The organism is Nocardioides okcheonensis (assembly GCF_020991065.1).
Classification (GTDB): Bacteria; Actinomycetota; Actinomycetes; order Propionibacteriales; family Nocardioidaceae; genus Nocardioides; species Nocardioides okcheonensis.
In genome coordinates, this window is sequence record NZ_CP087710.1 from 3,968,937 (window position 1) to 3,983,362 (window position 14,426).

Sequence of the window (14,426 nt, forward strand, 5' to 3'; positions counted from 1 at the left end):
GGGATCTGACCAGCGCTGTGACACCACGCGACCGTCACCGCAACCGCTAGGGTCCCGGGCGTGCGAGTCCTCGGCATCGACGTGAGCCCCGACCTCCTCGAGCGGTGGGTGGGGTGGTTCGCCCCCGAGGCCCAGCCGTTCCTCGCCGACGACGCACTCGCCGCCGCCGTCGGCGGGCGCGAGGAGGAGCTCACCGACGAGGTCCGCGACACCTTCTGCCTCTACGGCCCGCCCGAGGGGCTGCGGCACGTGTGGCTCGACGAGCAGCAGCTCCTCGACCTGCCGCGGGTGCTGCGCGTACGCCTGGTGCGCGAGCAGCTCGCCCACGAGCGCGAGCTGGTGCCGAGCGTCCGTGGATGGGTGGACGTGGTCCCGCGGGTGCGCGAGCAGGTCGACGGGCACCGCTTCGTCTGGTGGCCCTCGCTGCTCGCCGGCCACGAGCAGGACGTGCTCACCGCCTACGTCGAGGAGGGGCGCCGGCCGAGCCGCCACGAGGAGGTGCCCGCATCCGTCTGGTCCGCGGCGACCGACGTGCTGCCGGGCGCCCGGCGCCTCGCCGGCACCTTCCCGCCGGCCAGCGGCCCCAACTGCTTCGGCGCGGTGATGGCCGCCGCCGGGGTCGACGGGGCCGAGGACGTCTGGATGGTGCGCGAGCCCTTCGAGGAGTGGCTGGCGACGGCGACCCGCCCCGGCGGTCGCGACGACGAGCCCGGCACGGTGCTGGTGTGGCGCTCGCCCGACGGCCTGGTGCAGCACGCCGCCGTCACGCTCGGGAGCGGCTGGGCGCTGCACAAGCCGTCCCAGGGCTGGATGAGCCCGACCAAGGTGCTGACCGTCGTCGAGTGCCGGGCCAGCTCCCGGGCCCCGGGACGCCGGCTCGAGCGCCGCACCCTCAGGGCTCGATGAGCCCCGCGCGGATCGCGTAGCGGGTGAGCTCGACGCGGTCGCGCATGCCGAGCTTGGCCAGGATGTTGGCGCGGTGCCCCTCGACCGTCTTCGGCGCGATGTGCAGGTCACGGGCGATCTCGCGCGAGGAGCGGCCCTCGGCGATGAGCTTGATGACCTGGTCCTCGCGGGCGGTGAGCACGGACGCCGGCACCCGCTCGCCGCGGCGCAGCCGGTCGAGGTAGTCGCGGACCAGGGTGCTCTCCGCGCCGGGGTAGAGGAACGTCTCGCCGCGCATCGCGGCCCGGCACGCGCCGACCAGGTCCTCGTCGGCCACCGACTTGAGGACGTAGCCGCTCGCGCCCGCCTTGAGCGCGCCGAAGAAGTACTGCTCGTTGTCGTGCATCGACAGCATGAGGATCTTCGGCGGCTGCCGCCGCCGGGCGATCTCCGCCGCCGCCTGGAGCCCGGTCATCCGCGGCATCGCGATGTCGAGCACCACCAGGTCGACCTCCGTGGTCCGCAGCGCGGCCACCGCCTCGGTGCCGTCGGCGGCCTCCGCGACCACGGTGAGGTCGGGCTCCTGCTCCAGGATCAGCCGCACCCCGCGGCGCACCAGCGTGTGGTCGTCGGCCAGCAGGATCCGGATCACGGCGCCTCCTCCACCGGGACCCGCAGCCGCACGGTGGTGCCGTGCCGTGGCCGGCCCACCACGGACAGCTCCGCCCGGACCAGCGCCGCACGCTCGCGCATCCCCATCAGCCCCGAGCCCTCGGCGAGCCCCTCGAAGCCGCGCCCGTCGTCGCGCACCTCCAGCACGACCGACGCCCCCTGGCGGCCGAGCGACAGCTCGACCTCCCGGGCGTCGGCGTGGCGGGCGGCGTTGGTGAGCGCCTCCTGCGCCACGCGGTAGACCACCACCTCGGCCTCGGGGCTGAGCGCCGGCAGCCCGGGCGCGAAGGACCGGCGCACCGAGGCGGTGCTGTGGTCGGCGAAGTCGGTGGCGAGGGCGGCGAGCGCGCTGGTGAGCCCGAGGTCCTCCAGCACCCCGGGCCGCAGCCGGCGGGCCACCCGGCGTACGTCGTCGAGGCCGGCGCGGGCGCTCTCGCGCACCGCGGCCAGCTCGGGCACCAAAGAGGCCGGTGCGGAGGCCTCGAGCTGCTTGAGGCCGAGCAGCACCACGGTCAGGCTCTGGCCGACCTCGTCGTGGAGCTCCTGCGCGATCCGGTGCCGCTCGGACTCCTGGGCGGCGAGGGCGCGTGCGTCACCCGCGCGTCGCTCCTCGCTCAGCCGGGCGAGCAGCGCGTTGACGGTCCGGGCGATGCCGAGCACCGGGCCCGACCCCTCCTCGGGCAGGTCGGCCGGCGCGAGGCGCTCGATGTCGTCGAGGCGCCGGATCAGCCGGTGCAGCGGGGCGAGCGCCCACCGCACGAGCAACGCGTTGGTCAGCAGCACCACGGCCAGCCCGACGCCGATCACCAGCACCTCGGCGCGCACCGGGTCGGTCGACACGCGGGCCGGCGTGAGCACGAGCAGCAGCGCCGCCACGACCAGGACGGCGCCGTTGATGGCGAAGATCGTCCAGTGGAGCGGCAAGGGCCCGGGCGCGCGCATGCCCCACCTTCCCATCCCCGCACGGCCGTGCCAGATGGGGTCGCGACCCCATACCCGCCCCCGAGCCGGCCCCGAAGACTGGACGCATGCCGCCGCCGGACGAGAACACCACCGCCGACCCCACCGGTGCGGCGTGGGTGGTGTGGCTGGTCGTCGCGGTCCCCGGGCTGCTGCTGCTCACGCTCACCAGCGTCCGGCGCGCCGGGCCGGGCGAGCTGGTGGTGGTGGTCCGTGGCGATCGCGTGGTCCGCGCCCGCCGCGCCGGCCTGGTCGCCCGCCGGCCGGTGGCCGAGCGCTTCGAGGTCGTCCCGACCGGCCCCCGCGTGCTGCCGATGGTCGTGCGGGCCCGGACGCGCGACGGCGTCGAGGTCGTCGTGCTCGCCGACCTGGACCTGGTGGTCGAGGACGTCGAGCCGGGCACGCCGTGGCAGCCGGCGGCGCGCGCCGTACGCCTCGCCGAGGGAACGGTCGCGGCGGCGGTCGCGCAGGCCGACGTGGCCACGCTGGTCGACGACCTCGACCGCCGCGAGGCGGACTGGCCCGGGGAGGTGAGCCGGTCGCTGCCGGCGGGGACGCGCGCGAGCGCGGTGCGGGTCACCGAGGTCGAGGCGCGGCTGACCCCGCGGGACCCCTCGTGAGCCCCGTCGAGCACCTCGTCGAGGTGGCGGTGTCGGTCGCGCTGCTGGCCTCGGCCGTCGGCTTCGCGGTCGGTCTCGCGATCGGGCGCGGCCGGCAGCCGCGCTGGAAGGAGAAGGGCAGCTTCGTGCACAAGGTGTCGATCGGCTTCGCCACGCTCGACCGGCTCGACGCGGTGCTGCTGCGCTTCGAGGTGGAGCCGGGCTCGCGCCTGGCCGGCGTCGAGGTCGCCGAGCTGCGCCTGCCCGCGGGGTCGCGCGTCGCGCTGGTCACCCGCGACCGCGAGGTGCTGGTCCCGGAGGGTCGCAGCGCGCTGCGTCGCGGCGACCAGGTGCTCGTCGTGTCCGCGCTGGGCCAGGTGTCGCGCGTCGAGGAGCGGCTGCGCTCGGTGAGCCGGCACGGCCGCCTGGCCGGCTGGGCCGAGCCCCTCGCGGGCGGTTCCGCGTCCGTCCACGCCCTGGGCGTGCCGCGGAGGACCGCGTGATCCTCATTTCGGCCGCGATCGCGGTCTTCATCGTCGCCTACGCCCTCATCGCGACCGAGCGCGTCCACCGCGTCGCGGCGGCGCTCGGCGGTGTCGCCGGCATGGTCGTCATCGGGCTGGTCGACGCCGAGACCGCGTTCTTCCACGAGCACACCGGCATCGACTGGAACGTCATCTTCCTGCTCTTCGGGATGATGGTCATCGTCGGCGTGCTCAAGCAGACCGGGCTGTTCGAGTTCCTCGCGCTCTGGGCCGCCAAGAAGTCCGGTGGCCACCCCTACAAGCTGCTCGTGCTGCTCGTGCTCGTCGGCGCCGCGGTCGCGCCGATCCTCGACAACGTCACCTGCGTGCTGCTGGTCGCCCCGGTCACGCTGTCGGTCTGCCGGCAGCTCGACCTGCCGTCGGCGCCCTACCTGATCTCGCTGATCCTCGCCTCCAACATCGGCGGCATGTCCACGCTCATCGGCGACCCGCCCAACATCATCATCGGCAGCCGGGCCGGGCTGAGCTTCACCGACTTCCTCGTCCACTCCCTCCCGCTCACCGTCGTGCTGCTGGTGCTGTTCGTGGTGATGGCACGCTGGCTGTTCCGGGCCGACCTCCAGCAGATGGGCAACGTCCACGGCCTCGACGACGTCCGCCCGGCCGACGCGATCACCAACAGGCGGATGCTGGTGCGCTGCCTGGTCGTGCTGTTCCTGGTGATGGTCGCCTTCAGCCTGCACACCCTGCTCCACCTCGATCCGTCCGTCGTCGCGATGATGGGCGCCGGCGCGACCGTGCTGGTCTCGCGGACCGAGCCCGAGGAGTTCCTCGGCGAGGTCGAGTGGGACACCCTGGCGTTCTTCATGGCGCTCTTCGTCCTGGTCGGCGCCCTCGTGCAGGTCGGCGTGATCGGCGCGATCAGCGAGTGGGCCGCCGAGGCGATGGGCGACCGCCAGCTGCTCGGCGCCACCGCGCTGCTCTTCGGGTCGGGCGTGATCGGGGCCTTCGTCGACAACATCCCCTACACGACCGCGACGGTCCCGGTCGTCGAGGAGATGGTCGCGACCACCTCGGTCTCCGGTGCGGACAGCCCGCTGTGGTGGGCGTTCGTCTTCGGCGCCGACCTCGGCGGCAACGCCACCGCCGTGGCCGCCGGCGCCAACGTCGTGGTGCTCGGCATCGCGGCCAAGGCGGGCGAGCCGATCAGTTTCTGGCAGTTCACCCGCTACGGCGTCGTGGTCACCGTCGCGACCCTGCTCGTGGCGTGGCTCTGGGTCTACCTGCGCTACTTCGCGCTGGCGTGAGCATCGGGTAGACAGGGCTGCATGCGCACCCTCGTCACCGGCGGCACCCGCGGCATCGGCGCCGCCGTCGCGCGCCGCCTGGCCTCCGACGGCCACGACCTCGTGCTCGGCTACGCCCGCGACGACGCCGCGGAGTCGACGTCACGACGGTGCGCGCCGACGTCACGACCGACGCGGGCATCGACGCCGTGGTCGGCGGCGCCGGCGGGCTGACGGGCGTGGTCAACAACGCCGGGGCGACGCTGCACATCGCCCCGCTCGCCGACACGCCCGTCGACGTCGTCCGTGCGTCGGTCGGGCTCAACCTCACCGCGGCCATCCTCGTCGCGCGCGCCGCGGTCCGGGTGATGGCCCGCTCGCGCGGGGGCGCCGGCGGGGTGCTGGTCAACGTCGGCTCCGGCGCGGCGACCCTCGGCTCGCCGGGGGAGTACGTCCACTACGCCGCCGCCAAGGCGGGCGTCGACGCGCTCACCCTCGGGCTCGCCCAGGAGGTCGCCGGCGACGGCATCCGGGTCGTCGGCGTGGCGCCCGGCATCATCGACACGACGATCCACGCCGACGCCGGCGAGCCCGGCCGGGTCGACCGGGTGGGGCCCCTCGTCCCGCTGGGACGCGCCGGACGCGTCGAGGAGGTGGCCGACGCCGTCGCGTGGCTGATGTCGCCGGAGGCGGCCTACGTCACCGGTACGACGCTGCGCGTCGCGGGCGGCCGCTGACTGGCAGACATTGCCAGTGGATCGCGCCGTTGTTGGCCGATAGTGCCGTGGGGAGGCTGTGAGCGCCGCCACTACGGTTGCGGGCATGAGGGTCCTGCTCGCACTCGGCGGAAACGCCATGACGAACGCCGACGGCCGTGCCCGGCCCGAGGACCAGATCGCCGCCGCGCAGGTCGCGATGGCCGCGGTCGCGGGCCTGATCGAGCACGACCACGAGGTCGTCGTCACCCACGGCAACGGCCCCCAGGTCGGCAACCTGCTGGTCAAGAACGAGCTCGCCGCAGCCGTCGTCCCGCCGGTGCCGCTCGACTGGTGCGGCGCCCAGACCCAGGGCACCCTCGGCTTCGTCCTCATGGACGCCCTCGACGACGAGCTTGCCCGCCGCGGCGTCGCGCGTCGCAGCGCCGCCCTGGTCACCCGCACGCTCGTCGACGGCGACGACCCCGGCTTCACCACCCCGACCAAGCCGATCGGACGCCACCTCCCCGAGGCCGAGGCCCGCCTGCTCGTCGAGCACGGCGAGACCTGGCAGGACCGCGGCGAGAAGGGCTGGCGCCGGGTCGTGGCCTCGCCCGAGCCCCTCGAGATCCTCGACGCGCCCGCCGCCCTCGCGCTCATCGAGGCCGGGTTCGTCGTGGTCGCCAACGGCGGCGGCGGCATCCCCGTCGTGCGCCGCGAGGACGGCACGCTCCACGGCGTCGAGGCCGTCATCGACAAGGACCTCGGCGCCGCGCTGCTCGCCCGCACCACCGAGGCCGACGCGCTCGTCATCGCCACCGACGTGGCCCACGCCGTCGTCGGCTGGGGCACCCCGGAGGCCCGCGACGTCGGCACCGTGACGCTCGACGAGATGCGGGCCTACGCCGCCGAGGGCCACTTCGCCTCCGGCTCGATGGGCCCCAAGGTCGACGCCGTCTGCCGCTTCGTCGAGCAGACCGGCCGGCGGGGCATCATCACCAGCCTCGACCAGATCACCGCAGCGGTCGCCGGCGAGGCCGGCACCGTCGTCCTCCCCACCCCCTCCGGTGGTTGAGGAGGTCGCGCAGCGACCGTCTCGAAACCACGCCCACTGAAAGGAACCCGCATGCCCAGTGCGATCGAAGTCCGCAAGGTGCCCATCCACTCCGTGGCCGACGCCTCGGAGCTGACCAAGCTCATCGACGAGGGCGTCATCGCCGCCGACCGCGTCTTCGCGATCATCGGCAAGACCGAGGGCAACGGCGGCGTCAACGACTACACGCGCATCATCGCCGACCGTGCGTTCCGTGAGGCGCTGGTCGCCAAGGGGGCCGACCCCGAGCAGGTCAAGGGCGTGCCGATCGTGTGGTCCGGCGGCACCGACGGCGTGATCAGCCCCCACGCCACGATCTTCGCCACCACCGACGTACCCGAGGACGACCCGTCGCGCGAGGAGATGCGGCTCACCGCGGGCTTCGCGATGAGCGAGGCGATCCTGCCCGAGGAGATCGGCTACACCGCGATGATCGAGAAGGTCGCCGCGGGCGTGAAGGTCGCGATGGAGCGCGCCGGCATCACCGACCCGGCCGACGTCCACTACGTCCAGACCAAGACCCCGCTGCTGACCATCCACACCATCCGCGACGCCAAGTCGCGCGGCAAGACCGTGTGGACCGAGCACACCCACGAGTCGATGGACCTGTCCAACGGCGTCACCGGCCTCGGCATCGCGGTCGCACTCGGCGAGATCGAGATGCCCACCGACGCCGACGTGATGCACAACCGCGAGCTCTACTCCTCGGTGGCGTCCTGCTCCTCGGGCGTCGAGCTCGACCAGGCCCAGATCGTCGTGGTCGGCAACGCCAAGGGCGTCGGCGGTCGCTACCGCATCGGCCACTCGGTGATGAAGGACGCGCTCGACTCCGACGGCATCTGGGAGGCCATCCGCTCCGCCGGCCTCGACCTGCCCGAGCGGCCCCGCACCGACGACCTCGACGGCAAGCTGGTCAACGTCTTCCTCAAGTGCGAGGCCAGCCAGGACGGCATGGTCCGCGGTCGCCGCAACGCCATGCTCGACGACTCCGACGTGCACTGGCACCGCCAGATCAAGTCGTGCGTCGGCGGCGTGACCGCGGCCGTCACCGGCGACCCCGCCGTGTTCGTCTCCGTCTCGGCCGCCCACCAGGGCCCCGAGGGCGGCGGCCCGGTCGCGGCCATCGTCGACCTCGGCTGAGCGATCCAGCTCCTCCACGACACCCCGTCCGCGGGGCCGGCAGCGCGTTGTCGGTCCCGCGTGATGGGGTGTCCTGCGTGAGCACCCCGACCACCCGCTACCGGCTCGTCGCCCCCGACCGCGAGGTCGTGGTGCCCGAGCTCGACGAGCACCAGCAGCGCGTGGTCGACCACGCCGGCGGGCCGCTGCTCGTGCTCGCCGGTCCCGGCACCGGCAAGACCACCACGCTGGTCGAGGCGATCGTCGACCGGATCGAGCACCGCGGCGCGTCGCCCGACTCGGTGCTGGCCCTCACCTTCTCCCGCAAGGCCGCCGAGCAGCTCCGCGACCGGGTCACCGCGCGGGTCGCCCGGACGACGTCGGCGGCCGCGTGCTCGACCTTCCACTCCTTCGCCTACGCGCTGGTGCGGGCCTACGCACCCGCCGAGCTCTACGAGGGCGCGATCCGGCTGCTGTCGGCCCCCGAGGCCGACGTCGTGCTCCGCGAGCTGCTGCGTGACAACCCCGAGTCGGTCACCTGGCCCGACGCGCTGCGCCGCGCGGTCGGCACCCGCGGGTTCGTCCGCGAGGTGCAGGCGGTGCTGGCCCGCGCCCGGGAGAAGGGCCTCGACCCGGCCGGCCTGCGCGCGCTCGGCATCGAGCACGACCTGCCCGAGCTGATCGCGGCCGGGCTGTTCCTCGAGCAGTACCTCACGGTCCTCGACAACCTCGGCGCCACCGACTACTCCGACCTCATCCGACGTGCCGTCATCGAGGCCGAGGCCCACCGCGACGAGCTCCGCGCGCGCTACTCCCACGTGTTCGTCGACGAGTACCAGGACACCGATCCCGGCCAGGTCGCGCTGCTGCGGGCGATCGCGGGCGACGGTCGCAACCTCACGGTCGTCGGTGACCCGCACCAGTCGATCTACGGCTTCCGCGGCGCCGACGTGCGCGGCATCCTCGACTTCCCGGCGAGCTTCCCGACCGCCGCCGGCGACCCGGCCCCGGTGGTCGTGCTCCGGCGCACCCGCCGGTTCGGGTCCCGGATCCTGCTGGGCGCCGGACGGGTCGCGGGCCGGCTCACGCTGACCGGCAGCATCTCGCCGGAGGCCCGCGACGCCTTCCTCTCGCCCGAGGCCGTGCCCGGCCCGCAGGGCGAGGGACGCGTCGAGGTCCACACCTACGACACCGAGCGCGCCGAGGCCGAGCGGCTGGCCGACCTGCTGCGCCGCGCGCACCTCGAGGACGACATCGCCTGGGACCGGATGGCGGTCCTGGTCCGCTCCGGCCGCGCCAGCATCCCGCCGCTGCGCCGCGCCCTGGCCGCGGCGGGCGTGCCCGTCGAGGTGGCGACCGACGACCTGCCGCTGGTCCACGACCCCGCGGTGGTGCCGCTGCTCGACGCGCTGCGGGCGGTGGCCAACCTCGACAACGACGACCCCGACTCCCCGGCCTACCTCGACCCCGGCCGGATCGAGTCGCTGCTGCTCTCGCCGCTCGGCGGGCTGGACGCCTCCGACCTGCGCGCGCTCGTGCGGCGGCTGCGGGCCCGCGAGAAGGGGTTGTCCGACGCGACGGCCCGTCGCACCAGCCGCGAGCTGCTCCGCCTCGCCGTCGTGGAGGAGGGGTTCCTCGACGGCCTCGAGGGCCCCGACGTCGACCGCGCCGTCGCCCTGGCCCGGCTGCTGCGCTCCGGCGCGAGGATGCTCGCCGACCGGGCCAGCGTCGAGGACGTGCTCTGGCACTTCTGGTCCGAGACCAGCTGGCCGCAGCGGCTGCGCCGGCAGGTCGACCTCGGGGGAGCGGGCGCCCGGCGCGCCCACCGCGACCTCGACGCGATCGTCGCGCTGTTCGACCTCGCCTCGCGCGTGGTCGACCAGCGTGAGCACATCGGCGTCCAGGCGTTCTTCGCCAACGTGGTCGAGCAGCAGCTCCCGGCCGACACGCTCGCCGAGCAGGGCGTGCGCGGCAAGGCCGTCCGGCTGCTCACCGCCCACCGCTCGAAGGGCCTGGAGTGGGACCTCGTCGTGGTCGCCCACGTCCAGCAGGAGGGCTGGCCCGACCTGCGCCGCCGCACGACGCTGCTCGGCGCCGACCGGATCGGGGTCGACGCGGCCGGTCACCCCGACCTGGTCCCGCCGGTCAGCCCGCGCGCGCTGCTGATGGAGGAGCGCCGCCTGTTCTACGTCGCCTGCACCCGCGCCCGCCGGCGCCTGGTGGTGACCGCGGTGCGCTCGCCCGACGACGACGGCGAGCAGCCGTCGCGGTTCCTCGAGGAGCTCGGCGTCAGCATCGACCACCAGGACGGGCGGCCGCCGCGGCCGCTCTCCCTCGGCGGGCTCGTCGCCGAGCTGCGCCGCCACGCCGCCGACCCGTCGGTGTCACCGGCGCTCCGCGAGGCCGCCGCCCGGCGCCTGGCCGCGCTCGCGCGCGAGGAGGTCGACGGCCGCCAGCTCGTCCCCTCCGCCGACCCCTCGACCTGGTGGGGCACCCGCAGCGCCACCCGCTCGGTCGAGCCGATCCGCGACCCCGAGCGGCCGGTCCCGGTCTCGGCCAGCATGCTCGACTCCATCCTGCTGTGCCCCGCGCAGTGGTTCTTCGAGCGCGAGGCCGGTGGCGTCTCGGCGGTCCACCAGTCCGCCAACCTCGGCCAGATCCTCCACGCCCTCGCCGAGCGGGTCGCCGTCGGCGAGCTGCCCGCCGAGGTCGACCCGCTGATGGCCGAGGTCGAGGCCGTCTGGGACCGGCTCGCCTTCCGCACCCCGTGGTCGCGCCAGCGCGAGCTCGCCCGGATCCGCAAGGCCGTCGGCCGCTTCGTCCGCTGGCACCTCGACAACCCGCGCGAGGTGCTCGGCGCCGAGCAGCGCTTCCGGACCACCGTCGACGTCGACGGCCGCCCGGTGCTGCTCACCGGGTTCGCCGACCGCCTCGAGGTCGACGACTCCGGCCGCGTGGTCGTCGTCGACTTCAAGAGCGCCCGCACGGCCCCGTCCGGCCCCGCGGTCGCCGGCAACCTCCAGCTCGCCCTCTACCAGTACGCCGTCGACGCGGGCGCCCTCGACGAGGCGGCCGGCCGGTCCGTCGCCTCCGGCGGCGCCGAGCTCGTCCAGCTCGGCATCGACGACGACTCCACGAGCGCGAAGGTCCAGGGCCAGCCGGCCCACGCGGCCGACGGACCGGAGCGGACGGCGCTGCGCGACGGCCTGGCCCGCGCAGCCGCCCTGGTCCGCGCCGAGAACTTCCCCGCGACGGCCGGCGCGCACTGCCGCGACTGCCCGTTCGTCGCCATCTGCCCGGCCAAGGGCGCAGGGAGCGTGACCGTCCAGTGACCGAGCAGGCCCCACCCCAGCCCCGGCCGGCGCCCGAGCCGGTCCGGCTCGACACCCCCGAGGACCTCCGCGTCCTGATGAAGGCCCAGCACGCCGCCAGCGACGAGCAGTGGGCGGCGATCACCGCGCCGCTGCGACCGACCGTCGTGGTCGCGGGCGCGGGCAGCGGCAAGACCACCCTCATGGCCCAGCGGGTCGTGTGGCTGGTCGCCACCGGCCGGGTCCGCCCGGAGGAGGTGCTCGGCCTCACCTTCACCACCAAGGCAGCCGCCGAGCTCCGCCAGCGGGTCAGCGCCGCGCTCGGCGCCGCCGGCCTGCTCGACCGCTCGGTCGTCGCGGAGGGCGAGGACGTCCTCGAGCCCACCGTCGCCACCTACCACGCCTACGCCGCCAACCTGCTCACCGACCACGGCCTGCGCATCGGCCACGAGCCCGACACCCGGGTCGTCTCCGACGCCTCCCGCTACCAGCTCGGCGCCCGGGTCATCGAGCGGTTCACCGGCCAGATCGAGCTCCTCACCGACCACCCCGCGACCGCCATCCAGAACCTCCTCGCCCTCGACGGCGCGATGAGCGAGCACCTCGTCGACGAGGACGACGTACGACGCGTGGACGCCGAGGCGCGCCGCGGGTTCGAGCGGGCGATCGCGGAGGAGGAGGCCGGCAAGGCCCGCAAGACCTACCTCGACCCGCCGGCGAAGGCGATCCACGCGATCGACCGGCGCGCCGAGCTGCTCCAGCTGGTCGCGGGCTACCGCAGGCTCAAGGCAGACCTCGGCCTGATGGACTTCGGCGACCAGATCGCCCTGGCCGCGCGGCTCGTCGAGGACCAGCCGGAGGTCGGGGAGATCGAGCGGGCGCGCTTCAAGGTGGTCCTCCTCGACGAGTACCAGGACACCTCGGTCGCGCAGGCCACGATGCTCGCGCGGCTGTTCTCCGGACCCGACGACGACCACGGCCTCGGCCACCCGGTGATGGCGGTCGGCGACCCCAACCAGGCGATCTACGGCTGGCGCGGGGCCTCGGTGTCCAACATCCTCAACTTCGCCGAGACCTTCCCGGCCGCCGACGGCGAGCCCGGCCGGCTGCCGCTGACGGTCAACCGGCGCTCCGACCGCCGGATCCTCGAGGTCGCCAACCGCCTCGCCCAGCCGCTGCTCGAGGCCTACGGCGACAAGGTCGCCCGGCTCCGCCCCGCCGAGATCGCCGGCGAGGGCCGCGTCGAGACGCGGGTCCACGAGCGGGCCGTCGACGAGCTCTCCTGGCTGGTCGAGGCGGTGGCGCGGACCCACGCCTCCGGCACCGACTGGTCCGACATCGGCGTGCTCAGCCGCGACAACGCGCAGGGCGAGGAGGTCTACGACGCCCTCACCTCCGCCGGCATCCCGGTCGAGATCGTCGGCCTCTCGGGCCTGGTCCGCCTGCCCGAGGTCGCCGAGGTCGTCGCCACGCTGACCCTGCTCCACGACGTCACCGCCAACACCTCGATGCTGACCCTGCTCACCGGACCGAGGTGGGCGATCGGCCCGCGCGACCTGCGCCTGCTCGCGCTGCGCGCCGCGGAGATCGCCGGGGTCCGCGGCCGCACCGAGGCCGCCACCGTCGCCGACCAGCTGCTCCAGATCGCCGACGGCATCGACGCCGCCGAGCTGCCCGCGCTGAGCGACGCCGTCGAGGCGCCCGGCGACGCGGCGTACTCGCCCGAGGCCCTCGACCGGTTCGCCCTCCTCGCCGCCGAGCTGCGCCGCCTGCGCACCCACGTCGGCGACCCGCTGCTCGACGTGGTCCGCCGGATCATCGACACCACCGGTGTCGACGTCGAGCTGGCCTCCGCGACCTCGCCGGCGGCAGCCGCGCGACGCGACAACCTCGACCTCTTCGTCAAGGCGGTCGCGGAGTTCCAGTCCGTCGACGGCGACGTCACCCTCCCGGCCCTGCTGGCCTACCTCACCGCCGAGGACGACCAGGGCAACGGGCTCGACGTCGCGACGCCCACGGCCGCCGACTCGGTCAAGCTGCTCACCGTCCACCGGGCCAAGGGCCTCGAGTGGTCGTCGGTCTTCTGCGTGGGGGTGGGGGAGACCCGCTTCCCGAGCAACCGGTCGCGCACCCTGTGGACCTCCTCGCCCGCGGTGCTGCCGGCCCCGCTGCGCGGCGACCGGGCCGACCAGCCCCAGCTCGTCGGCCACGACAAGGCCGCGCTGGAGGCCTACCGCGCGGCCACGCGCGCGCACGACGCGGAGGAGGAGCTGCGCCTGGGCTACGTCGCCTACACGCGCGCCGCCCACCATCTCGCCGTCACGTCCTACGTGTGGGGCCAGCGCGCCACCCCGTTCGGCCCGTCCGACTACCAGCGCGTCGTCCGCGACCAGCTCGAGGAGTGGGGCGAGCACGTCGAGCACTGGATCGAGAAGCCGCCGCCGCGGTCGCCGAACCCCAACGACGACGTCGACCCCTCGAAGCCGTGGCCCGTCCCGGGGCCGGGCGAGGAGGCCGCGCGTCGCCTCGCCGCCGCCGACCTGGTCCGCTCGGTCGACCCGACGGCGCCCGACGAGGGCCTCGACATGGTCGAGGCCGCCCGGGTCGCGGAGTGGGACGAGGACCTAGCCCAGCTGATCACCGAGGCCCGTGCGGAGCGGTCCACCTCGATCGACCTGCCGCTGCCGAGCAGCCTGTCGGCGACCTCGGTCGCGCGCCTGCGCGACGACCCCGACGCGTTCGCCCGCGACCTCGCCCGGCCGATGCCGCGCCCGCCGGCTCCGGCCGCGCGCTTCGGCACGGCCTTCCACGCCTGGGTCGAGGACAGGTTCGGCCAGCAGGCGCTCATCGAGCCCGACGAGCTCCCCGGACGCGCCGACGCCGGCATCGACGACGAGGCCGACCTCGGCGAGGTGGTGAAGCGGTTCGAGGACGGGCCCTTCGGCGACCGCGCGCCCCACGCCGTGGAGGCGCCGTTCGCCCTGGTGCTCGCCGGCCAGGTCGTCCGCGGGCGGATCGACGCGGTCTACGCCGAGCCCGCCTCCGCCGGCGGCGGCTTCCTCGTCGTCGACTGGAAGACCGGTCACCACGAGTCGTCCGACCCGCTCCAGCTGGCGCTCTACCGCCTCGCGTGGTCCGAGCTCACCGGCACCCCGCTCGAGCAGGTGCGCGCCGCCTTCCACTACGTCCGCTCCGGCCGCACCGTCGAGCCCCCCGACCTCCCCGGCCGCGAAGAGCTCGAGCGCCTGCTCGACCTCTGACCGCCGGCGGACGCCCCGGGGCGGTGTCCCACCCACAGTCCGAGCCGCAGGACTGTGGCTC

General features: G+C 74.7%; 10 protein-coding genes and 1 pseudogene. 9 read left to right on the forward strand and 2 right to left on the reverse strand.

Annotated features, from left to right (window positions below; translation table 11 throughout):
• The first annotated feature begins 60 nt into the window (after positions 1-60).
• Positions 61-906 carry a hypothetical protein gene (locus tag LN652_RS19295; RefSeq protein ID WP_230442205.1) on the forward strand — a complete coding sequence of 282 codons (846 nt, stop codon included), beginning with the start codon at positions 61-63 and terminating at the stop codon, positions 904-906.
• Here the strand turns inward: LN652_RS19295 and LN652_RS19300 are convergent.
• Together LN652_RS19300 and LN652_RS19305 are read right to left on the reverse strand one after the other, a co-directional pair.
• The gene (locus LN652_RS19300) at positions 893-1,537 is read right to left on the reverse strand and encodes a response regulator (protein ID WP_230442206.1); all 645 of its coding nucleotides are present in this window, start codon (positions 1,535-1,537) and stop codon (positions 893-895) included. The genes LN652_RS19295 and LN652_RS19300 overlap by 14 nt on opposite strands.
• The gene (locus tag LN652_RS19305; protein WP_230442207.1) at positions 1,534-2,499 is read right to left on the reverse strand and encodes a sensor histidine kinase; all 966 of its coding nucleotides are present in this window, start codon (positions 2,497-2,499) and stop codon (positions 1,534-1,536) included. Before LN652_RS19305 ends, LN652_RS19300 begins: the two co-directional genes overlap by 4 nt.
• Positions 2,500-2,585: 86 nt before the next feature.
• Between LN652_RS19305 and LN652_RS19310 the strand changes: the two genes are divergently transcribed.
• The 8 genes and pseudogenes from LN652_RS19310 (at position 2,586) to LN652_RS19345 (ending at position 14,365) form a co-directional block, all read left to right on the forward strand.
• The gene (locus LN652_RS19310) at positions 2,586-3,137 is read left to right on the forward strand and encodes a hypothetical protein (protein ID WP_230442208.1); all 552 of its coding nucleotides are present in this window, start codon (positions 2,586-2,588) and stop codon (positions 3,135-3,137) included.
• Positions 3,134-3,619: a TrkA C-terminal domain-containing protein gene (locus LN652_RS19315; protein ID WP_230442209.1), complete on the forward strand. Its 486-nt coding sequence runs from the start codon at positions 3,134-3,136 to the stop codon at positions 3,617-3,619. The genes LN652_RS19310 and LN652_RS19315 overlap by 4 nt, the downstream gene beginning before the upstream one ends.
• Positions 3,616-4,908, forward strand: a complete 1,293-nt coding sequence (locus tag LN652_RS19320) for an ArsB/NhaD family transporter (RefSeq protein WP_329958445.1) — start codon at positions 3,616-3,618, stop codon at positions 4,906-4,908. The genes LN652_RS19315 and LN652_RS19320 overlap by 4 nt, the downstream gene beginning before the upstream one ends.
• 21 nt (positions 4,909-4,929) lie before the next feature.
• A pseudogene (locus tag LN652_RS19325) lies at positions 4,930-5,624 on the forward strand (SDR family oxidoreductase).
• Positions 5,625-5,709: 85 nt separating this feature from the next.
• Complete coding sequence (locus LN652_RS19330; protein WP_230442210.1) at positions 5,710-6,657, forward strand: carbamate kinase; 948 nt, start codon at positions 5,710-5,712, stop codon at positions 6,655-6,657.
• Between the two features lie 51 nt (positions 6,658-6,708).
• Positions 6,709-7,815 (forward strand): barbiturase, encoded by a 1,107-nt coding sequence (gene bar / locus LN652_RS19335; protein WP_230442211.1) that lies wholly within the window; start codon positions 6,709-6,711, stop codon positions 7,813-7,815.
• Between the two features lie 77 nt (positions 7,816-7,892).
• The gene (locus LN652_RS19340) at positions 7,893-11,126 is read left to right on the forward strand and encodes an ATP-dependent helicase (RefSeq protein ID WP_230442212.1); all 3,234 of its coding nucleotides are present in this window, start codon (positions 7,893-7,895) and stop codon (positions 11,124-11,126) included.
• Positions 11,123-14,365, forward strand: coding sequence for an ATP-dependent DNA helicase (locus LN652_RS19345; RefSeq protein ID WP_230442213.1), 3,243 nt, complete (start codon positions 11,123-11,125; stop codon positions 14,363-14,365). Before LN652_RS19340 ends, LN652_RS19345 begins: the two co-directional genes overlap by 4 nt.
• Positions 14,366-14,426 lie beyond the last annotated feature (61 nt).